Here is a 19,704-nt window from a genome sequence, read left to right on the forward strand (position 1 = left end):
GTTTTTATAATTTGGTATGGGAATTGAAATATGCTTATAAATTGATATAAAAAAAAATAATACATAACTAATAAAAGGAGGATAAAAAAATGGCATTAATTAAATTTCCAACAAAAAGTTTGAATACAGATTCTGTAAATCCATTTGTAAGTACAGTATTTGATAATTTGTTTAATGATTCTTTTATTTCAGATCGATTAATCTCTCGCGTTCCTGCGGTTAATATTTCTGAAACAGAAAAAGCGTTTCGTATTGAACTAGCAGCTCCAGGACTGTCGAAGTCAGATTTTAAGATCAATGTGGATAAAAAAATTATCACCATTTCTGCAGATAAAAAAGAAGAATCAGTAAGTGATGAGAAATTATTTAGTAAAAGAGAGTTTAATTATACCTCTTTTTCAAGATCGTTTGCATTGCCTGAAACCGTAGATCACAGTAATATTGATGCGCTGTATGAAGACGGTGTACTCGTAGTGACAGTAGGTAAAAAAGAAGATTCAATTGTAGCAAAACGGTTAATAGAAGTTAAGTAATAGGTGTTTATTAAAAAAAAGCTTGCAGGATGATTTCTGCAAGCTTTTTTTTATGCGTTTATTTCTACGTAATCGTCCGACTTTGGTATTTTCTTGATAAAATTGCTCCATTCATTTGGGATTGGGGTTAACTTTCTTTTTTCTAAATCTAACCAGGCCCCATCCACAATTACGGTAGCACTTTTGGTGCCATCGGCTTTAAATACAACATGTCGGAATGAAAAGCGACTGTTCGTTACATTATATTGCGTCAATTCCACTTCAACATAGATCTCCTCGTCAAGATGAATTTCTCTATGATAAAGTAGTTCTTCTCTAAATAAAATGGGGCCGATTTGATGGATAGCAAATTGATTAAGCGATAATCCGATCCCGTTTAGCATATTGCTTCTCGCTTGAGCACAAAAATCTGCATAAGCAGAATGGCGTAAATGTCGATTTGGATCGATTTGGGCCCATAGTACCTGACCTCTAAAAAATACTTTATCCATATGATGATATTTTTTTGATTTAAACTAAAGTAGTGAATAAAATAATATTATTTTCATAGCTGTATTGTAACATTTAACAAAATGCTGCACTAATCCTGTATAGTATATTTTTTTAAGGCAAAGAGTCTAAATAGTTAATGGTAAAGCCAGACGAACAACAATTTTTGAAACAAATAGAAAAAAATAAAGGTGCTATCATCAAAGTGTCGCGTATGTATATGGACAATTTGGAGGATCAGCAAGATTTATTTCAAGAAATTGTGATGCAATTATGGCGATCATATGGTTCTTTTCGACAAGAAAGCTTGTTCTCGACCTGGTTATATCGTGTCGCTATCAATACCGCCCTCATGTACTTCAAGAAAGAAAAAAGAAGACCAGATCAGCACGAGTTGACTTTGGATATTGATGTGGAAGAAGAGTTTGATACAGAAAGAAAGGAAGAGCAGCTGCGTTATTTTTATCAGGCTGTGCAGCATATCAATCCCGTAGAAAAAGCATTGATTTTTCTATTTTTGGAGGGGCAAAGCCATCGTGAGATCGCTGTCAATCTCGGTATCTCTGAAGTCAATGCGCGTGTAAAATTGAATAGAACAAAAGAAAAGTTGCAACAGATTATTAAAACACAAGGTTATGAATTTTGATGAATTAAAAGAACAATGGAATAATCAAACTGAAAATAATTTCGAGGTTGATCCCAATCTTAGTCACTATAAATCAGTGGGAAGTATACTTGTGAAATTAAGGAAGAATATAAAGACGGAATTTATATCCTGGCTATGTGCGATTATTTTTTTATTGGTATTACCCAATTTAGAAGTGTACCAGATTACAGGATATGTGAAGGTCGCCTACTATTGCATCTTATTTCAGATGTGTCTATCCAGTATGTTTTATTATAAAAAGTTTTTCTATTTCTATAAATCGACCAAACAGTTTGAACTGTTGAGCTCTCGGGAAAATTTGCTGAAATTATATTACGATTTAAAGTTTTCTATCGAAACCTACAAGATGTCATCCTACTTGTTATTGCCGCAGGGTCTCCTGATCTGTTTTATTTTTTTCTCGCTCGGTCACTCTGCAGAGTGGGTGGATAAGATTTATCATTTCGGAGAAACCTGGAAAAATGATTCGTCCTTTATTATTTTCTTGGTGCTAGGGATTTTTGCAGGTTTAGTTTCTTTAGTTATTTGCATTGAGTCTATGAGTTACTATTATTATGCTAAATATTTAAAGATGATCAAAAATAATATAGATGCTTTGGAAGAAGAGGTGGATCTTTAAAAAATACTTTTAACACGTTGATGACTGATCATGTTGCAATAAATTAGATATGTAGGCAGGGTTTTTGTAACTTGAAGAAATTATCGAAGATGGTTTTATGATGCAGAATTCAGCTAAGAAATTACAACGAAGTTCCCATATTATTAGCGTGCTAGCGAAATATGGCTTTCGTGATATATTAAATAGACTTCCTTGGAATACCAATAAAACTTCCTTAGAAATCGGGATAGATGTCACAAACATCTCGGTTTATAGACGAATTCGTATGGCTTTAGAAGAATTGGGCCCTGCATTTGTTAAATTGGGCCAATCTGCCTCCACACGAGAAGGGCTATTACCTCAAGAACTGATCGAAGAATTGCGATTCTTAGAAGATCGTGTCGACCCCTTTACCATAGATATCAGAAGCTATATAGAAGAAGAACTGGAAATCAATTTTGATGAACATTTTTCGACTATAGAGCCAGAACCCTTTGCTGCGGCATCTATTTCTCAAGTCTACAGGGCAAAACTGATCGACGGTCAAGATGTGGTGGTAAAAGTGAGAAGACCTCAGGTTGATGAAGTCTTAAAAACAGACTTGTCCCTCATGCGTGATATCGCCCGCATATTAGTGGGGTACAGTGAACCGCTACATAATCTCAACTTACCTTTGATCGTTGATTCCTTTGCTGCGACTTTAATACAGGAGATTTCTTTATTGAATGAGCGGTATAATATCGAACGATTTGCTAAAAATTTTAAGGGCAATGATAAAATTACTGTACCCAAAGTTTACCCTCAGATAAGTTCCGATCGGATTTTGACCATGGAGTTTATAGATGGTGTGAAAGTGACCGATAAGGATCAATTGAAGTCCATGGGCCTGGATCTGGAAGAGATCGTGGATAATGGTATCAATCTTTATTTGGAACAAGTGATCGTACATGGTTTTTTCCATGGAGATCCTCATCCCGGTAACTTAATGGTGCTCCCCAATGGAAAACTGGCCTTTATTGATTTTGGAAATATGGGCAAATTGTTGTCTATCGACCGACAAAACTTAGAAGAATTTATCCAAGCTGCGGTTTCTTCCAATGCTGTCCATCTCGCAGACACCATAGAAGATGTTGCTATTGTAAGTAGTATTCCCGATCGTGCCCGTTTTGAACGCTCGTTATATGAGATTTTTGACCTTATTGATAATGTTTCGTTAGGCGATATCAGTCTAGAGTTTTTATTTGATAAATTATGGGCGATCATAGGTGATAACCGGCTTTATTTTCCAGAATACATCTATCAATTAATCCGTGGTATATCATTGATGGAGGGTATCGGTCGCCAGCTCAATCCGCATCTAAATATTATGAAAAGTATCAAGCCATTTGCCAACCGTATTATGCGGGAGCGGATGGATCCGAGGTACCTGTTTGAAAAAGGAAAAAATAAAGCCTTTTCATTTGTTCGTGATATTGAAAAACTACCGGACGATCTCAGAAGTTTATTTAGACAGATCAAACTCGGTAATTTTACCCTCAACCATCATTTGATCAGCGCCAAGTCTTTTACTCAAATATTGAGAAAGGGAGTCAATCGGATCGTCATCGGTATTATGGTTTTATCCCTCAATATGCTGGCTGGGATGGTTATAATAGCACATGTCGAACCCAAATTTTTAGGCATTCCCATCTGGGCATGGGTATTTTTAGCAACTTCTTTTTCGCTGTCCATTTACCTATTTGTCGCCATGGTCCGTGCCAAAAATCGAGACTAGTTTAAATCAGTTTGAAATGAAAAAATAATATGATAGATATCAATTTAGAAAATAAAAAAGCATTAGTTGGAGCCAGTTCTGGAGGAATAGGCTGTGCTATTGCGCAGCAGCTCGCCTTACATGGCGCTTCGGTAACCCTAATGGCTAGAAATGAAGATAAATTAAAAATAGCATTAGCCACCTTAGATCGCAGTAGGGGACAGACACATCGTTATCTTGTTGTTGATTTTAATAATTTCGAAGAATATAAGATCGCCATATCTCATTACTTTAATGATCATGTGGTTGATATTTTAATCAATAATACCCATGGACCAAAAGCAGGGACCATTGCTGCACAATCCTTAGAAGACTATCAGCGTGCGTTTGATCTGTTGTTTAAGACACATTGTTACACCACCGAGTTAGCATTGCCCCATATGAAAAATAAGGGATTTGGTCGTATTATCAATGTATCCTCGTTGACGGTAAAAGAACCGATGTCCAATCTGGTTTTGTCCAATACAGTCCGTACAGCATTGATGAGTTGGAGTAAATCATTGGCAAAGGATGTCGCAGCAGACCATATTACGGTGAATAGCATATTGACAGGTCTTTTTGATACCGCGCGTATTCAGTCGTTGACACAGATGGATGCCGACCGTCTCGATATTTCATACGATGAAGCTCTGGCTTTGCGGTTGAAGCAAGTACCGATGAATCGATTGGGTAAACCAGAAGAGTATGGTTACCTCGTAGCTTTTATCTGTTCTCAATATGCCAATTATCTCACCGGATCAAATATCCCTCTAGACGGCGGGATGTTAAATGGCTTTTAAAATAAAAATAGCCTTTAAGGGACTCCTTAAAGGCTATTTTTATTATTATAAAAAATTATTTTTAGTTCAAGACCAATTCGGTGTTGACAGTGATGGCTACATTTGCAGATACTGCTTCTACACCCGAAGGTAATTTATCATTATATTTCATTCCAAAATCAAAACGGTTTATAGTCGTTTTAGCTGTGAAACCAGCACGTGTTTTTCCCCACGGATCGGTAATGATTCCACCATTTTGAGTAACCTCAAAAGTCACTTGTTTCGTCACATCTCTGATGGTCAGATCAGCTATTAATACATATTTTCCTTTTTTGCCCGGTTTAAAAGAAACAGATTTCAATTTCATTGTCGGGTATTTTTCCGCACTGAAAAAATCATCAGATTTCAAGTGGCCGTCACGCGCATCAACACGTGTATCAATACTGTTGACATCAATAGTAAAATCTATTTTAGCATTATTAAAGTTTTCTTTGTTAGGAGCATCGATTGTGCCCGAAACTTTGGTAAATTCACCATCAACAAAACTAATACCGAGGTGGTTGACATCAAATCTGGCATTCGTATGTGCAGGGTCTGCTGTCCATTTAACCTGTGCTACGGCGCCATTGATCATTAAGGCTGCAGCTACTACAATTTTGAAAAAATTATTCATCATCTTATCTTTTATCTTTATTTAACAGCAAGGTGGTATAAATTGTTTTTATGATCCACAAACCAGCTGTTTGATTTACTTCAACAAAGATCAGCAATAGAAAGCTTTAAAAAATTGATCTACATCAATAAATAGCTTTATTTGCCCGGTTTGAGGATTTGTCTTTTCAATCGACTTAGGAACTCTTGGGTCACACCAATATACGATGCCAACTGCAAGTTAGAAATTCTGGGATATATTTTCGGGTAGCGCTTTATAAAATCCAGATACCGCTCTTGCGCTGTAAATCCCAGTGCTGCGATGATGCGATGCTGAGAAGCTACCTGAGACCGCTGTGCCATAATGCGAAATAGGCGTTCAACCTGCGTGCAGTTGAGAAACAGCTGTTCCTTTTGTTCTTTGGAGATGATGAATACTTCTGAGTCCTCCAAAGCCTGAATATATAATTGAGCCGGTTCTTGCTCATTGAAACTTGCAATATCCGAAATCCACCATTCCTCTATCGCAAAATATAAAATATGCTCTTCGCCATTAGGAGTTAAGTAGAAAATCTTAAAACAACCTTTTTTGACAAAGCCTTCAAAATTACAGATCTCTCCGGCACGGAGAATAAAACTCTTTTTCTTGACATGAGTGGAGGTATAGCTGGAGGTGATCTGTTCCAGCTGTTCATCCGTTACGGATATTCTTTTTTTAATATATGCTCTAAAAATTTCCATGTAGTGATTAAGTCTGCGATACGCTTAGTCAAGGACCTTTATAAAAGAAATCTCCTCTAAGGTATCTGAAACTCCAAAAATTTGGTAGCCGTGGCGGTGTAATGAATCTAATAGTAATTGCGTTTTCTCCATTCCATTATCAAAAAAACGTTCGTGTATTTCTAGTAAAATTTGTTTGACTTGAATGGATGAATCTAAGATACTATCGATCACGCAATATTCCGATCCTTCAATATCCATTTTCAATACATCGATATAGGTATGGTTATTTTCCGATGCGATATCGACGATTGATTTCATCTGTACTTCCACCATGTTATGCTCATCGACATTGGGATGGTTGATAATAGAACCAGATACATGATCTTTATTTTTAGGCAGATTGAAATGTGTTATTCCCGTTTTATTGTCCAATCCAACAGGATGAAAATGAAATTTTGGCGAAAGATCTGTCCGTTGTGCTATCCATTCAATGGACTTTGGGGTAGGATCATAACCAAATACATGACAATTGTGTTTTTGTATCAGGGTATCGTCAAAAGAAGTATCTTGTCCTATGCCAAACGAGTAGACTATAGAATCAGCATCTAACAGTTCGGGATTAACGTAAAATCCACCGTACGAATTACCGTACCATACATGAGGGCATTTATGCTCGATTTTAAAGGATGTTATTTTTCCAGAAAGTATTTTATACTGCTTCTTTAACGTATTGATCAGGCTTTGCCTCATATAATTTCTATCTTTAATGGTGCTTGTAAGTTACGATAAAAATTAATTTTAAATGAAATCGAAATTTAATTTACAGCGTGAGATCGCCAATTTTTACTAATTTTTCCGATGCCGCCAGTCCGTTGGGATTGCAACCCAATTCTCCTTCAGGCACTTCCAGTCCCTGCTTCTGATAAAAATCTCTCCAAAAACTGTCGATTTGACCTGTCGCTGGGTTTATAAAAGTCATGGGTTCTAATTGAAAAATATGCCCATGGCGAAAAGCTCTCTCGATAAAGTCGGAACAGTAAAAACTGCTATCGTTCAAGATGTAGCTCCAATTGTACGGTTTTCCCAGCAGCAGTTTTGCTGTGGTAATGGCTTCTGGTATCGTATGTTGATACGCTTCCTTTAGACGGTAAACCACTAAGTGGTTATGCTCTTTTTTTTGAGTCTGGTAGAAACTGTCAATCCCTTCACGGATAGATCCTTTTTTGGAACTTGCATGTAAGACAAAGAAATTGCCCTGATCATATTCCAAGAGTCCAATATGGTCAAAAGAACTATTTGTATCACGTTGTGTGACCCGATTGATGGCACCAGACAAATGCTCCTGTTCGGCTTCGACAAAAATTAAATCACCATTTTTAAGGTTGGTCAGTTTCAGATGCTGGGCGAAACCCAATGAGCTGATCAGAATCAATAAAATACCTAAAACTACGGATTGTATTTTCATGGCCTAAAGGTACAAGCTATTTGATAGAAATAGATTCATTACCTAAAAATAAGTGGCTAATGAGAGAATCTTTGTATCTTTGCAAGATGGGAAAAATGTACAATGATGTGGTGGAGTTATTACCAGAACTGATTCATTGCTTCAATAATCATTTGATGTTTGATAGCTTAGAAGAAGAAGATGTAATTTCTTTTCTTCCGATCGAAGATGAGGAGGTTGCACGAGAATTTGTCGCACACACCAATAAAGTTTTAGCCGATCATTTTGAAGTAGAAGATGGTGAATTATGTTATCCGGAGGATAGTTATCTCGATAAGATAGATAACCCTATTTTCTTTTGGAAAGATTATTTAGGCTGTTTTTTCAATTTTGAATTGGTGGAGGATTTATTAGAGCGAGAAGATATGAAAGGGACTAGTTTTGGGACATTTCGTATCACTCAAATTGCCTATATCAATGAGGTGAACAAACGCATTAAAAAAAGACGTCTGAATGGAATCAACCTCGAATATCGGGTGATCCCTACGCCGTTAGATAGCCATAAACACTGGAATCGGACATACGATAAAGAATGTTAATTTTTGTCGTATCAAGGAATGGAGAGGATGCTCATATCCATCTGACCTTTTTGGTCTAGGTATCTTATCCTAATTTCTTACTTGATGCGGATGTCAGCTAAACGTATAGGCATAGCGTATCCAGTTCATGGTTAACAGCTCTTTTTAAGTATCTTTATACACAAAACTCAATTGAAATGAAATATATTTTTTTCGGATTGTCAATCTCGATATTGATGAGCTGTTCCGAAGCTAATCAAGAAAAACCATTAGAGCAATTGGATAAGAAATCAGCGCGTGAAGTTGTTTTGGTTACGGAGACAAAAGGCGATTCGGTTTTACATATCACCAAACAGCATATTTGGTTTAATGGTGAAAAGATTGCGGACAAAAGTGATACCATCATCACAGCTAAGCGCGTCAATACCTGGAGTGTGGGAGATACAGCTCAAACATTGAGTGAAGTACCGATCTATGTAACTGTTCAATAAATATGAGAAAAAAAGCATCTTCAACGATCAAGTTGGTCCTGATTACTTCCGTATTGGCTTCATGTGGTCAGCAGCCTGTTGCACCAGCAGAGGAAACGAAGCAACGCGTTTTTATGCGTGCCGATTCTACAGCACCTTACACCGAAGTGACCAAAGATTATCGCGATCAGCACCGCACAGGAGGAGGGATGGGCTCATCACTTTTATGGTTTATGGCTTTTAGACATATTGGTGCAGGTCTGGGCTATTCAAATAACAATCTGAACCCAAGTTCTGTATCGGGTACCAATGCAAAGAAAGCGGCTGCATATCAAGCAAAGAGAGGTGGATTTGGCAACACTGCAGCGTCATCTCAGTCATCTTCTTTCGGTTCATAATGAAACTCAAAAAGCTCACGATCGATCCCAATTGGAAATCCAGATTGACTGCCATTGGATATGGTTATCATACGGACAACGATGAACCCTATTGGATCGAGGATTATTATTACGAGATCACCAATAGCGAAGCGGATTCCATTTATCAAGCAACGGCCGAAGTGTGGGACATGTGCCTCAAAGCGGTTGAACACGTGATGGCCAACAAGCTATATCATCTCTTTCATATTCCCAGTCATATGGTACACCATATCGAACAATCGTGGGAAAATGAATCTCCCTCGATTTATGGTCGCTTTGATTTTGCATACGACTCGGTCAAAAGAAAATTGAAGCTGTTGGAATTTAATGCCGATACACCAACCTCTTTATTTGAATGTGGAATCGTCCAATGGAACTGGAAAAATCATTATTTTTCTGAATCCACCGATCAGTTCAACAGCGTACATGAGCAGCTTATAGCGAGCTGGAAAGAGATCAAACCCTATCTAAAAGGAGATGTACTTTACTTTTCATGTGCGAAAGAAACATTAGAGGATTTGACCAATGTCGAATATTTGAGGGATACCGCTATTCAGGCAGGTATACAGACACAATTGATTTATATCGATGATATTGGTTGGAATGGTCATGCTTTTATAGATTTGGAGGGTGAATCGATTACCTCCATTTTTAAGTTATATCCCTGGGAGTGGATGGTTCATGAAGAGTTTGGCCATCATATCGTAAATGATATCCATAGAACACAATGGATAGAACCTTCATGGAAAATGATCCTTTCCAATAAGGCGATTTTACCCATTTTGTGGGAATTGTTTCCGCATCACCCCAACTTATTGGCTGCCTATTTTGAGCCCCAGAGAACGCTTAAAAATTACATCAAAAAACCGATCTTATCGAGAGAAGGTGCCAATATTGATCTCTACTATGATAAAGAACTGATCTATGCGACGCCAGGGGATTATGGACAGGAAGGTTATATTTATCAAGAATTAGCTACTTTACACAAAGAAGAATCTGGTTTTTCTATTATAGGAAGTTGGATTATTGGGCAAGAGCCCTGTGGAATCAGTTTTCGGGAGTCTACGATGCCCATCACAACGGATAAAAGTCGATTTGTACCACATATCATCAAGCATTAAAAACCTCGATATTTTTAGCGTTAAAACCATTGCCACTGCTTATATCTGAAAAGGGTTAATGAAGTAGTGCAGGCACAAAAAACGCGCATAATCGGAGTTTTTTAAATTGAGGGCAATGATATCTATGGATGCGAGGCTATTTTATTCCTCCATATATTTATCATTTAAACTTCTTAACACTTGCCGCTATCGGCAATAAAATCACTGTTTAAAATACTTTTTTATTGTATATTTGCCGATAACGGCATTTATCATAAAATTATGAATTATATTTCAGTAAGTGAATTTGCGAAAAAATGGAGTATTCCAGAAAGAACTATTCGTAATTACTGTGCTATAGGCAGAATTAAAGGAGCATTCTTAACTGGTAAAACTTGGAATATTCCAGAGGATGCTCTGATATCTGAAAAAGGGCGTAAGAAAAAAATCAGTGACAACATTTTACTCAATCATCTGAAAGAGCAAAAACAAATGAAGCTGAAAGGCGGAATTTACCATCGTACACAGATCGATTTAACTTATAATTCGAATCGTATTGAAGGTAGTAAACTAACCCACGATCAAACTCGATATATCTTCGAAACCAACACCATTGGAGCATCTACAGAAAGTGTTAATGTCGATGATATTATAGAAACAACAAATCATTTTCGCTGTATTGACTTCATTATTGATAAAGGTAAAACCAAGCTGACAGAATCTTTAATTAAAGAATTACATTATCTTTTAAAGTCAGGTACTTCCGATAGTCGAAAAGATTGGTTTAATGTTGGTGAATACAAGAAACTTCCGAACGAAGTTGGGGGCAATGAGACTTGCCCTCCAAAAGAAGTTTCAATAAAAATGAAAGAATTGCTTTCACGTTATCATGATATTGAAAAGAAAACTTTTGAAGATATTATCGATTTTCATTATAAATTTGAAGTAATCCATCCTTTTCAAGATGGTAATGGTCGTATTGGTCGTTTGATTATGTTTAAGGAATGTCTAGCCAACAATATTGTTCCATTTATAATCGATGAAGAGATCAAATTGTTTTATTACAGAGGCTTACAAGAATGGACAAATATAAAAGAGTATTTATTAGATACTTGTCTTACCGCTCAGGATCATTACAAAACTATTCTTCAATATTTTGAAATTGAGTTCCAATAAATTAAGCGTGACCATGCTCATAATTCTTTTTTAAGGCATTTATAGAGTTGATTTTTTTAACTTCACTTTATACCTACTATATGGAGTACGCTCTTGAGTCAATTTAACTAGTTCGCGCTCCAAGCGGAGCCTTATTACAATACTTGCAGAAAGTGGATTAAAAAGACCTTTTATTTATTTTTTCAGATTACCGAAGATTTCCTCGTATTCTTCAAATCGATGTGCCCTTATGGGTCTTATATAAGGTTCCGTATTAAAATACAGTAAGAGGCATGGCGCTATTTGTTTATACTTGTCCACATACTCATACCTGATGAGTTCACCATTGTTAATACGCTGTTTAATTTTATTGTGATAGGGATACATTTCTTTCCTTCGCTCAGGTGGACAATATACTGGATCTAATTGATATGAAGGTAATGAGATGTCAAAAATGATAAAAAACAAAAACGGTTATGATTTGTTCTAGTCATAAATACCAATAAGAAAAGGAGAATATTATGAACCTTATTCACAAAATCGAACACTGGGGAGATACCCATCATCCCAGATGGATAGATTATCTACGGATATTAGTAGGTATTTTGATCCTAATCAAAGGACTTAGTTTTGTAGGCGATCTTGATCGCGTCAGTTCCTTGGTGCAGCAAGTGAATTATACCATCTATATATGGGGAGGTGTGCACTATATTGTTTTTGCTCAAATTGTCGGTGGTTTGTTTATCATTTTTGGTTTCCAAACCCGATTAGCGACAATTGTCTTGTTGCCCATTTTATTTGGAGCAGTTTTCTTTATTAACTTAACAAATGGATTTAGTTTTTTAAACGGGGAACTGTGGCTATCTGTTGTTGTCTTGCTTATGCTCATATTATTTCTGGTGATGGGATCGGGTAAATATTCACTAGACAATTTGATGAATAAACCAGGTTACAACAGGGAAATTTAAGCAGAGTTACCAACCACATGATCTAAACATGTATATCGTGAAGGATATAAAAAAAACCTCCTGCAATTTTTTGCAGGAGGTTTTTTTATCAAGATGTTATTTTAAACTATTTTTTATTTTCTGCGATCCAGTTGCGCGCATTAACAAATGCCTCTAACCATGGCGTTACTTCATCTTGACGTCCTTTTGGATAGTTAGCCCAATTCCATTGGAATGTAGAACGCTCAATATGTGGCATAGTGACCAAATGGCGACCCGTTTTATCGCAAAGCATTGCTGTATTATAATCAGAGTCATTCGGGTTTGCCGGATATGCTTCGTAAGCATATTTTGCTACGATTTGGTAAGCGGACTCCTCCTGAGGCAAATTGAATTTTCCTTCACCATGTGAAATCCATACCCCTAAAGTTGTACCCGCTAAGGTTGATAACATGATCGAGTTATTTTCTTGAACGGTAACCGATACGAAATTGGACTCATGCTTCTGTGAGGTATTGTGGATCAATTTACCATGAACCTCATGTTCAGGATTGATCAATTCCAGTTCCATAAACAATTGACATCCGTTACAGATACCTACTGACATCGTATCAGGGCGGTTGAAGAAATTTTCTAACGCTGTTTTAGCTTTTTCATTATATAAAAATGCACCAGCCCATCCTTTTGCTGACCCTAATACATCAGAATTGGAGAACCCACCAACAGCACCGATAAATTGGATGTCTTCTAGGTTTTCGCGTCCCGAAATTAAATCCGTCATGTGGACATCTTTCACATCAAATCCTGCTAGGAACATGGCGTTAGCCATTTCTCGTTCAGAGTTGGAACCTTTCTCACGGATAATAGCCGCTTTTGGTCTAGGCTTTGATTGGTCTAGTGCAGGTTGCAATCCCGTGAAATGATTCGGGAATACAAAATTCAATGGTTGATTTTTGTAATTGTTATAACGCTCTTGTGCCGTTCCATTTTTAGATTGTTTTGAATCCAATAGGAAAGAAGTTTTATACCACGTATCACGTGTTTCGATTACATTGAAAGTAAATGTATCCGCATTATTTTTAAATGAAACTTCTGTGCCAGCGATCGCTTCACCAATTTTCACCGCTTCAACTCCAGCCGCAGTCAATGTGCTTTCAAAAATAGCATCATCTTTTGCTTGTAAAACAACAGCGATATTTTCATTAAACAATGCTTTTACCGTATCAGCCTCACCTAAGCCTGACAAATCATAATTTGCGGCTAAATCAACGTCGGCAAATGTCAATTCCAATAAAGTCGTGATCAAACCACCAGAACCAATATCATGACCTGCTTCAATTTGTCCTGCTTTAATTAGATCTTGGATGGTATTAAATGCTGTTTTGAAATAGGCTCCATCTTGAATCGTTGGCACTTCTTTACCAATTTTGTTTAAGATCTGAGCAAATGAAGAACCCCCTAATTTGAAACTATCTTTTGATAGATTGATATAATAGATCGATCCCGAATTTTTGTTTAATACAGGTTCAATAACTTGTGTAATATCGGTACAATTACCAGCTGCAGAAACAATCAAAGTACCAGGCGCGATCACATGGTCACCGTTCGGGTATTTTTGTTTCATCGATAGCGAATCTTTTCCAGTCGGGATATTGATTCCTAATTCTAAAGCAAAATCAGAACAAGCTTTTACAGCTTTATATAGACGCGCATCTTCACCCTCATTGTTACAAGCCCACATCCAGTTTGCCGAAAGTGATACACCTGCAAGGCCATTTTTAATAGGAGCAAACACTAAGTTTGACAAAGATTCGGCAATAGCCGTTCTACTTGCAGCTGCTGGGTCGATAATTGCTGCCACAGGAGAGTGCCCTACAGTGGTGGCCACACCTTCCTTACCTTTATAATCTAATGCCATTACCCCAACGTTATTCAGTGGTAATTGCAATGGACCGACGCACTGCTGTTTCGCTACACGACCACCAACACAGCGGTCTACTTTATTAGTTAACCAGTCCTTAGATGCCACTGCTTCCAGTTGTAGGACTTGATTTAAGTAAGTTGGAATATTTTCGGTACTGTAGTTTACATCTTCATAATTTCTGACAATTGTCTTGTCGCTCATGATTGTTTTTGGAGACGAACCAAAGAAATCTTCCAAGGCATAATCCATTGGTTTTTCACCCGTTGTTTTGGATTCGAAAGTAAAGCGGTGATCGCCCGTTACATCACCCACGGTATACATCGGTGAGCGTTCACGGTCAGCAACACGTTTTAATGTTTCGATATCTTTTTCACCAATGACCAATCCCATTCTTTCCTGAGATTCATTGCCGATGATTTCTTTCGCCGAAAGGGTAGGGTCACCTACAGGTAAAGCGTCCAAATCAATTAAACCTCCAGTTTCCTCAACAAGTTCTGAAAGACAATTTAAGTGACCACCTGCACCATGATCGTGAATAGATACAATTGGATTATGATCAGATTCCACCATACCACGAACTGCATTTGCAGCACGTTTTTGCATTTCTGGATTTGAACGTTGAATCGCATTCAACTCGATGCCCGAACCGAAAGCTCCTGTATCTGCAGAAGAAACGGCTGCTCCACCCATACCGATACGGTAATTTTCGCCACCTAGAATAACAATTTTGTCACCAACTTTTGGCGTATGTTTCTTAGCCTGATCCAATTTACCGTAACCAATACCACCAGCCTGCATGATTACTTTGTCAAAACCTAATTTGCGCGCATCTTCTTCATGTTCGAATGTTAATACCGAACCTGTGATCAAAGGCTGGCCAAATTTATTTCCAAAGTCGGAAGCACCATTTGATGCTTTGATTAAAATATCCATCGGAGTTTGGTACAACCAAGGGCGTTCTTCCATCGCTTGCTCCCAAGGGCGGTTTTCTTCCAGACGAGAGTAAGAAGTCATGTAAACGGCAGTTCCAGCCAAAGGTAAAGAACCTTGACCCCCAGCTAAGCGGTCGCGGATTTCACCTCCAGAACCCGTTGCGGCACCTGAGAATGGTTCTACGGTCGTTGGGAAATTATGTGTTTCCGCTTTTACGGAAAGAACAGAATCAAATTCCTTTTCAGCATAAAAATCAGGTTTATCTGCCGATTGTGGTGCAAATTGTGTGATCCGTGGGCCTTTAACAAAAGCAACGTTGTCTTTATATGCCGAAACGATCTCATTAGGATTGGTTTCGGATGTTTTCTTAATCAGTTTGAATAATGAAGTCGGCTGTTCTTCGCCATCGATAATAAAAGTACCGTTGAATATTTTGTGACGACAGTGTTCGGAGTTTGCCTGTGAAAAAGCAAATACTTCAGAGTCGGTCAACTTACGGTCTAGTTTTGTCGCTAAGTCCGAAAGATACTGTACTTCCTCCGGATTTAAAGAAAGGCCTTCTTGTTTATTATAAGCATCGATATCCTCAATTTCCAGAATAGATTCTGGCGCAATATCGATGGTGTACATTTCTTGTGTCAATGCCTCATATTTTTGAGAAATCATTGGATCGAAATCATGAAAATCAGCTTGTACTTTTCGGAATTCTTCTATTCGAATGATGCCTTCAATACCCATGTTTTGGGTGATCTCCACAGCATTTGTACTCCAGGGAGTAATCATAGCTGCACGAGGACCAACATAATAATCGTTTAGAGTTTCTTTTTCGATTTTGTTAGCGTTTCCAAATAGCCAGTTTAGTTTAGAGATATCATTGGTAGATAAATCTTGTAGGGTTTGCACACCGTAAACGATGTCGCTTGGGTTCACAAAGAAATGAATCATTATAACTGTAAGTTTTTGAACGTTCTTCAAATTAAAGTACAAATTTACGTTAATCCTTTGACTTATCGGGAATCAAAAGTGCTAAATAATCGTAAAATTTATTTTTCTGATACCGTCATCTTATTTTCCCTTAAACTTGATCTATTCGACCGGTCGATATGTTGACTAATTTAAGGTGTTTGCATGGTAAAATTAGCGAAATATACGCCTCCTGATGTATGGATTTCTACTATAAAAGTGAAAATAATCCAATTGATCGACGATAAAAACACACAAGGGCTGAGGCGAAAACGATAAATATGACTTGATAAGACTGCAATTATATTGCGAATCAGAGCAAATTTATCTAAGTTTGTGCGTAAAATCAGATTCTAAAAATGAATATTTCATATAAGTGGCTTAAAGATCATATTGATATCGATACCAAACCAGAGGAGTTATCTTTAATTCTAACGAACGTTGGGCTGGAGGTAGAGGTATTAGATGTGGTGCAAAGTATACCTGGAGGATTAGCGGGATTGGTCATCGGCGAAGTGAAATCTTGTGAACAACACCCCAATGCAGATAAATTGAAAGTGACGACGGTTGATGTCGGTCAAGCAGATTTATTACACATTGTGTGTGGTGCTCCAAACGTTGCAGTAGGTCAAAAAGTGATTGTCGCAACTGTTGGTTCCACTGTTCACCCAACAAGTGGCGAGCCCTTTAAAATCAATAAATCAAAAATTCGTGGTGAAGTTTCTGAAGGAATGCTTTGTGGTGAAGATGAAGTTGGCTTGGGCAATTCACATGCCGGCATCGTCGAGTTGCCATTGGATGCTCAGGTAGGTACACTTGTTAAAGATTTTTATCATATAGAGGACGACTATCGTTATGAAATTGGTTTAACACCAAATCGTGCAGATGCAGCTTCACACCTTGGAGTGGCTCGTGATATTGCCGCTTTCTATAGAAAAGAAATGAAAGCTTCTGATCTTTCTTTATTTAAAGAAGGAACAGGGATCAACACGGAGGTTGTTGTTGAAAATCATGCAGGAAGTCCACGTTACTCAGGTATCAATATCTCAGGAGTACAAGTAAAAGAATCCCCTGATTGGTTAAAGGAACGCTTGAATGTCATCGGTATCCGTCCGATTAACAATATTGTAGATGTTACGAATTTTATCTTGCATGATCTTGGACAACCCTTGCATGCCTTTGATCAAGACAAGATCGCAGGTAATAAGATCGTTGTGCGACAAGCAAAGCAAGACGAGCTGTTCACGACATTGGACGCTGTAGAGCGCAAACTATCCGCAGAAGATCTTGTTATTGCCGATGCTGAAAAGCCAATGTGTATTGCCGGTGTTTTCGGTGGTGCTCATTCAGGTGTGTCGGAGTCTACGACAAATATATTTTTAGAGTCCGCCTATTTTAATGCCGTTTCTGTTCGTAAAACAGCGAAACGTCATCAATTAAAAACAGATTCTTCATTCCGATATGAAAGAGGAACAGATCCGAATATCACGGTAAATGCACTCAAAAAAGCAGCTATCCTGATTCAAGAAGTGGCTGGTGGACATATTAGTTCTCAGATCACAGATCTTTACCCATCAGAAATAACACCTTTTGCTTTTCATGTAAGCTATCCTAATGTACGTCGATTGATCGGTCAGGATATCCCAGATGAGGAGATCAAATCCATTATAGTAGCCTTGGGTATCGGTATCGAGCAAGAATCAACCGATGGTCTGGATGTTTTAGTTCCAGCTTACCGTGTAGATGTCACCCGTGAAGTGGATGTTATCGAAGAAGTATTGCGTATTTATGGATATAATAACGTGGAATTAAAACCACAGATCAAATCTTCCTTAAATACGTCTGAAAAGCCAGATAAAGAAGTTGTTTTAAATCAATTGGCAGATCTGTTAATTGCCAATGGTTTTAGAGAGACCCTTTCAAACTCGTTAACAAAGTTAGATTATGCAGATGACGAAGCTACAGCTGTTCGTCTATGCAATCCGCTGAGTTCAGACTTGGATACCATGCGTCAAAATACGTTGTTTTCTGCTTTGACAACGGTTTCATACAATCAAAAAAGAAGAAATTCGGATTTAAAAATCTTTGAATTTGGAAAGACTTATGCGATTGATGGCGAAGGGTACAAAGAAAAGCAGCATTTGTCTATTGCTATCAGTGGTAAACTGGAAGTGGAGCAATGGAACAACAGCAAGCAATCTGTTAATTTCTATAATCTCAAAGCGGTCGTTGATCTGATCTTAAAAAGATTAAAAATCGAAGGACTTCAATTGGAAGATGCGCCTGCCGATCATTATGCCTATGGCCTCAGTTATTTGAAAGGTACAAAAGCATTGGTCACCTTTGGTGCGGTATCCACTGCAGCATTGACAAAAGCGGATGTAGAAGGACAGGTGTTTTTTGCAGATTTTGACTGGGATCAACTCTTGAAGATCATCCGTAAAAATGTCATCAAATTTAAAGAGGTATCTAAGTTTCCTGCGGTGAAACGCGACCTATCGCTGTTAATTGATGAAGCTGTTACCTTCAAGCAACTGGAAACAATAGCGTATAAGACCGAGCGTAAACTGTTGAAAGAAGTCAAAGTATTTGATGTTTATAAAGGAGATAAAATTCCTGCAGGCAAAAAATCTTATGCTTTAAGTTTTATGATCGAAGATGATGAAAAAACTTTAATGGACAAACAAATTGACGCAATAGTTCAAAAATTAATTCTTAACTTTGAGAAAGAAGTAAGCGCAGAAGTGCGTGGTTAATTTGAATAATAAGATTTAATTGTATAAATTTAATATATGGCAGCATTATCTTCACAAATGAATATTATCGTTGAGAAAACGAAAAATTTAATTCAAATGTGCGAAGTCTTGCAAGAAGAGAATGATTTACTTAAATTAGAGGTTCAATCACTTCAAGTTGCTTTTAATACGTGTAGCGATAAGAACAAGCAAATGGAAGAACAGATGAAAGCAATGGCAGTTGCTCGTTCTTTAGATAGTTCTGAAGCTGACAAAGATGCAATTAATGAAAAAATACTTGACACAAAGCAAAAAATTAACGATTTTGTGCGAGAAATAGACAAATGTATTAGTTTGTTGAAGTAAGTCGATCGAGTAGCATAAGGATAACTTACTAATACAACGTAAAGCTCAAATAACAATGGGAGAGATTTCCATCAAAATAAATATCGCTGATCGCGTGTATCCGCTTCGTGTAGATATAGCAGAGGAGGAAATTATCCGCCATGCAGCGAAATTGATTAATGAAAAAGTAAAAGAGTTACAGGATAGTTATACTGTTCGTGATAAGCAAGATTTATTGTCGATGTGTGTGCTTCAATATGCAACAGGAATGTTGAAAGCGGAGCGACAGGTACAGACACAAGATCAAGGTTTAGAGCAATCGGTTCATGAACTGGATCAACTATTATCTAATTTCTTTACAAAATAATCGTTCTTTATAGCGCTTTACTAAACGAATTTGCCGCAATTGAATTCGGGTTGTCACTATTTTAAACTTAACGCTTCAATATTACAGGCGAA

The 19,704-nt window shown here is 37.5% G+C and carries 20 protein-coding genes; 14 read left to right on the top strand and 6 right to left on the bottom strand.

Annotation, left to right across the window (positions count from 1 at the left end):
- Nucleotides 1-89: 89 nt before the first annotated feature.
- Nucleotides 90-533, top strand: a complete 444-nt coding sequence (locus tag MUB18_RS11770; RefSeq protein WP_094772482.1) for an Hsp20/alpha crystallin family protein — start codon at nucleotides 90-92, stop codon at nucleotides 531-533.
- 50 nt (nucleotides 534-583) lie between these two features.
- Here the strand turns inward: MUB18_RS11770 and MUB18_RS11775 are convergent, their stop codons facing one another.
- Nucleotides 584-1,024 carry an acyl-CoA thioesterase gene (locus tag MUB18_RS11775; RefSeq protein WP_248753219.1) on the bottom strand — a complete coding sequence of 147 codons (441 nt, stop codon included), beginning with the start codon at nucleotides 1,022-1,024 and terminating at the stop codon, nucleotides 584-586.
- A 137-nt stretch (nucleotides 1,025-1,161) separates the two neighbouring features.
- Between MUB18_RS11775 and MUB18_RS11780 the strand changes: the two genes are divergently transcribed.
- The 4 genes from MUB18_RS11780 (at nucleotide 1,162) to MUB18_RS11795 (ending at nucleotide 4,879) form a co-directional block, all read left to right on the top strand.
- Nucleotides 1,162-1,668: an RNA polymerase sigma factor gene (locus MUB18_RS11780; protein WP_094772483.1), complete on the top strand. Its 507-nt coding sequence runs from the start codon at nucleotides 1,162-1,164 to the stop codon at nucleotides 1,666-1,668.
- Entirely contained in the window at nucleotides 1,658-2,308 is a 651-nt protein-coding gene (locus tag MUB18_RS11785; protein WP_248753220.1) for a hypothetical protein, read from the top strand. Before MUB18_RS11780 ends, MUB18_RS11785 begins: the two co-directional genes overlap by 11 nt.
- A gap of 97 nt (nucleotides 2,309-2,405) precedes the next feature.
- Nucleotides 2,406-4,061, top strand: coding sequence for an ABC1 kinase family protein (locus MUB18_RS11790; RefSeq protein WP_248753221.1), 1,656 nt, complete (start codon nucleotides 2,406-2,408; stop codon nucleotides 4,059-4,061).
- 29 nt (nucleotides 4,062-4,090) lie between these two features.
- The gene (locus MUB18_RS11795; RefSeq protein WP_248753222.1) at nucleotides 4,091-4,879 is read left to right on the top strand and encodes an SDR family oxidoreductase; all 789 of its coding nucleotides are present in this window, start codon (nucleotides 4,091-4,093) and stop codon (nucleotides 4,877-4,879) included.
- A gap of 61 nt (nucleotides 4,880-4,940) precedes the next feature.
- Here MUB18_RS11795 and MUB18_RS11800 read toward each other — a convergent pair whose 3' ends face one another.
- From MUB18_RS11800 to MUB18_RS11815, 4 genes are all read right to left on the bottom strand, one after another.
- Nucleotides 4,941-5,534 carry a YceI family protein gene (locus MUB18_RS11800; protein ID WP_248753223.1) on the bottom strand — a complete coding sequence of 198 codons (594 nt, stop codon included), beginning with the start codon at nucleotides 5,532-5,534 and terminating at the stop codon, nucleotides 4,941-4,943.
- A 134-nt stretch (nucleotides 5,535-5,668) separates the two neighbouring features.
- Complete coding sequence (locus MUB18_RS11805) at nucleotides 5,669-6,250, bottom strand: Crp/Fnr family transcriptional regulator (RefSeq protein ID WP_094772487.1); 582 nt, start codon at nucleotides 6,248-6,250, stop codon at nucleotides 5,669-5,671.
- Between the two features lie 24 nt (nucleotides 6,251-6,274).
- Entirely contained in the window at nucleotides 6,275-6,982 is a 708-nt protein-coding gene (locus MUB18_RS11810; RefSeq protein WP_248753224.1) for an FkbM family methyltransferase, read from the bottom strand.
- A 70-nt stretch (nucleotides 6,983-7,052) separates the two neighbouring features.
- Nucleotides 7,053-7,697 (bottom strand): YiiX/YebB-like N1pC/P60 family cysteine hydrolase, encoded by a 645-nt coding sequence (locus MUB18_RS11815; protein WP_248753225.1) that lies wholly within the window; start codon nucleotides 7,695-7,697, stop codon nucleotides 7,053-7,055.
- A gap of 59 nt (nucleotides 7,698-7,756) precedes the next feature.
- Here MUB18_RS11815 and MUB18_RS11820 point away from each other — a divergent pair, with 59 nt between their 5' ends.
- The 6 genes from MUB18_RS11820 to MUB18_RS11845 all read left to right on the top strand — a co-directional run bounded on the left by MUB18_RS11820 (nucleotide 7,757) and on the right by MUB18_RS11845 (nucleotide 12,366).
- A complete protein-coding gene (locus MUB18_RS11820; protein ID WP_248753226.1) occupies nucleotides 7,757-8,275 on the top strand; it encodes a hypothetical protein in 519 nt (172 codons plus the stop codon).
- Nucleotides 8,276-8,451: 176 nt separating this feature from the next.
- On the top strand, nucleotides 8,452-8,745 hold the full coding sequence (locus MUB18_RS11825) for a hypothetical protein (RefSeq protein WP_248753227.1): 294 nt from the start codon (nucleotides 8,452-8,454) through the stop codon (nucleotides 8,743-8,745).
- A gap of 2 nt (nucleotides 8,746-8,747) precedes the next feature.
- Nucleotides 8,748-9,122, top strand: a complete 375-nt coding sequence (locus MUB18_RS11830) for a hypothetical protein (RefSeq protein WP_248753228.1) — start codon at nucleotides 8,748-8,750, stop codon at nucleotides 9,120-9,122.
- Nucleotides 9,122-10,264, top strand: coding sequence for a glutathionylspermidine synthase family protein (locus tag MUB18_RS11835; RefSeq protein WP_248753229.1), 1,143 nt, complete (start codon nucleotides 9,122-9,124; stop codon nucleotides 10,262-10,264). The genes MUB18_RS11830 and MUB18_RS11835 overlap by 1 nt, the downstream gene beginning before the upstream one ends.
- A 261-nt stretch (nucleotides 10,265-10,525) precedes the next feature.
- Nucleotides 10,526-11,419 carry a Fic family protein gene (locus MUB18_RS11840; protein WP_045754166.1) on the top strand — a complete coding sequence of 298 codons (894 nt, stop codon included), beginning with the start codon at nucleotides 10,526-10,528 and terminating at the stop codon, nucleotides 11,417-11,419.
- Nucleotides 11,420-11,919: 500 nt separating this feature from the next.
- The gene (locus MUB18_RS11845; RefSeq protein WP_248753230.1) at nucleotides 11,920-12,366 is read left to right on the top strand and encodes a DoxX family protein; all 447 of its coding nucleotides are present in this window, start codon (nucleotides 11,920-11,922) and stop codon (nucleotides 12,364-12,366) included.
- 106 nt (nucleotides 12,367-12,472) lie between these two features.
- Here the strand turns inward: MUB18_RS11845 and purL are convergent, their stop codons facing one another.
- Nucleotides 12,473-16,147: a phosphoribosylformylglycinamidine synthase gene (gene purL, locus MUB18_RS11850; protein ID WP_248753231.1), complete on the bottom strand. Its 3,675-nt coding sequence runs from the start codon at nucleotides 16,145-16,147 to the stop codon at nucleotides 12,473-12,475.
- Nucleotides 16,148-16,524: 377 nt separating this feature from the next.
- On the opposite strand from purL, the gene pheT reads away from it, so the two are divergent.
- From pheT to MUB18_RS11865, 3 genes are read left to right on the top strand one after another with little or no spacing between them, the layout of a single operon-like run.
- Nucleotides 16,525-18,921, top strand: coding sequence for a phenylalanine--tRNA ligase subunit beta (pheT, locus tag MUB18_RS11855; protein ID WP_248753232.1), 2,397 nt, complete (start codon nucleotides 16,525-16,527; stop codon nucleotides 18,919-18,921).
- Nucleotides 18,922-18,957: 36 nt separating this feature from the next.
- Complete coding sequence (locus tag MUB18_RS11860) at nucleotides 18,958-19,266, top strand: hypothetical protein (RefSeq protein WP_045754170.1); 309 nt, start codon at nucleotides 18,958-18,960, stop codon at nucleotides 19,264-19,266.
- 55 nt (nucleotides 19,267-19,321) lie between these two features.
- Nucleotides 19,322-19,612, top strand: a complete 291-nt coding sequence (locus MUB18_RS11865) for a cell division protein ZapA (protein WP_045754171.1) — start codon at nucleotides 19,322-19,324, stop codon at nucleotides 19,610-19,612.
- Nucleotides 19,613-19,704 lie beyond the last annotated feature (92 nt).

This window comes from Sphingobacterium sp. PCS056 (genome assembly GCF_023273895.1).
In the GTDB taxonomy this organism is placed as follows: Bacteria; Bacteroidota; Bacteroidia; order Sphingobacteriales; family Sphingobacteriaceae; genus Sphingobacterium.

Bases quoted from the DNA above. Each gene is read 5' to 3' on its own strand.
- MUB18_RS11770 (WP_094772482.1), top strand. From the start codon at position 90: ATGGCATTAATTAAATTTCCAACAAAAAGTTTGAATACAGATTCTGTA.
- MUB18_RS11775 (WP_248753219.1), bottom strand. From the start codon at position 1,024: ATGGATAAAGTATTTTTTAGAGGTCAGGTACTATGGGCCCAAATCGAT.
- MUB18_RS11780 (WP_094772483.1), top strand. From the start codon at position 1,162: ATGGTAAAGCCAGACGAACAACAATTTTTGAAACAAATAGAAAAAAAT.
- MUB18_RS11785 (WP_248753220.1), top strand. From the start codon at position 1,658: ATGAATTTTGATGAATTAAAAGAACAATGGAATAATCAAACTGAAAAT.
- MUB18_RS11790 (WP_248753221.1), top strand. From the start codon at position 2,406: ATGATGCAGAATTCAGCTAAGAAATTACAACGAAGTTCCCATATTATT.
- MUB18_RS11795 (WP_248753222.1), top strand. From the start codon at position 4,091: ATGATAGATATCAATTTAGAAAATAAAAAAGCATTAGTTGGAGCCAGT.
- MUB18_RS11800 (WP_248753223.1), bottom strand. From the start codon at position 5,534: ATGATGAATAATTTTTTCAAAATTGTAGTAGCTGCAGCCTTAATGATC.
- MUB18_RS11805 (WP_094772487.1), bottom strand. From the start codon at position 6,250: ATGGAAATTTTTAGAGCATATATTAAAAAAAGAATATCCGTAACGGAT.
- MUB18_RS11810 (WP_248753224.1), bottom strand. From the start codon at position 6,982: ATGAGGCAAAGCCTGATCAATACGTTAAAGAAGCAGTATAAAATACTT.
- MUB18_RS11815 (WP_248753225.1), bottom strand. From the start codon at position 7,697: ATGAAAATACAATCCGTAGTTTTAGGTATTTTATTGATTCTGATCAGC.
- MUB18_RS11820 (WP_248753226.1), top strand. From the start codon at position 7,757: ATGAGAGAATCTTTGTATCTTTGCAAGATGGGAAAAATGTACAATGAT.
- MUB18_RS11825 (WP_248753227.1), top strand. From the start codon at position 8,452: ATGAAATATATTTTTTTCGGATTGTCAATCTCGATATTGATGAGCTGT.
- MUB18_RS11830 (WP_248753228.1), top strand. From the start codon at position 8,748: ATGAGAAAAAAAGCATCTTCAACGATCAAGTTGGTCCTGATTACTTCC.
- MUB18_RS11835 (WP_248753229.1), top strand. From the start codon at position 9,122: ATGAAACTCAAAAAGCTCACGATCGATCCCAATTGGAAATCCAGATTG.
- MUB18_RS11840 (WP_045754166.1), top strand. From the start codon at position 10,526: ATGAATTATATTTCAGTAAGTGAATTTGCGAAAAAATGGAGTATTCCA.
- MUB18_RS11845 (WP_248753230.1), top strand. From the start codon at position 11,920: ATGAACCTTATTCACAAAATCGAACACTGGGGAGATACCCATCATCCC.
- purL (WP_248753231.1), bottom strand. From the start codon at position 16,147: ATGATTCATTTCTTTGTGAACCCAAGCGACATCGTTTACGGTGTGCAA.
- pheT (WP_248753232.1), top strand. From the start codon at position 16,525: ATGAATATTTCATATAAGTGGCTTAAAGATCATATTGATATCGATACC.
- MUB18_RS11860 (WP_045754170.1), top strand. From the start codon at position 18,958: ATGGCAGCATTATCTTCACAAATGAATATTATCGTTGAGAAAACGAAA.
- MUB18_RS11865 (WP_045754171.1), top strand. From the start codon at position 19,322: ATGGGAGAGATTTCCATCAAAATAAATATCGCTGATCGCGTGTATCCG.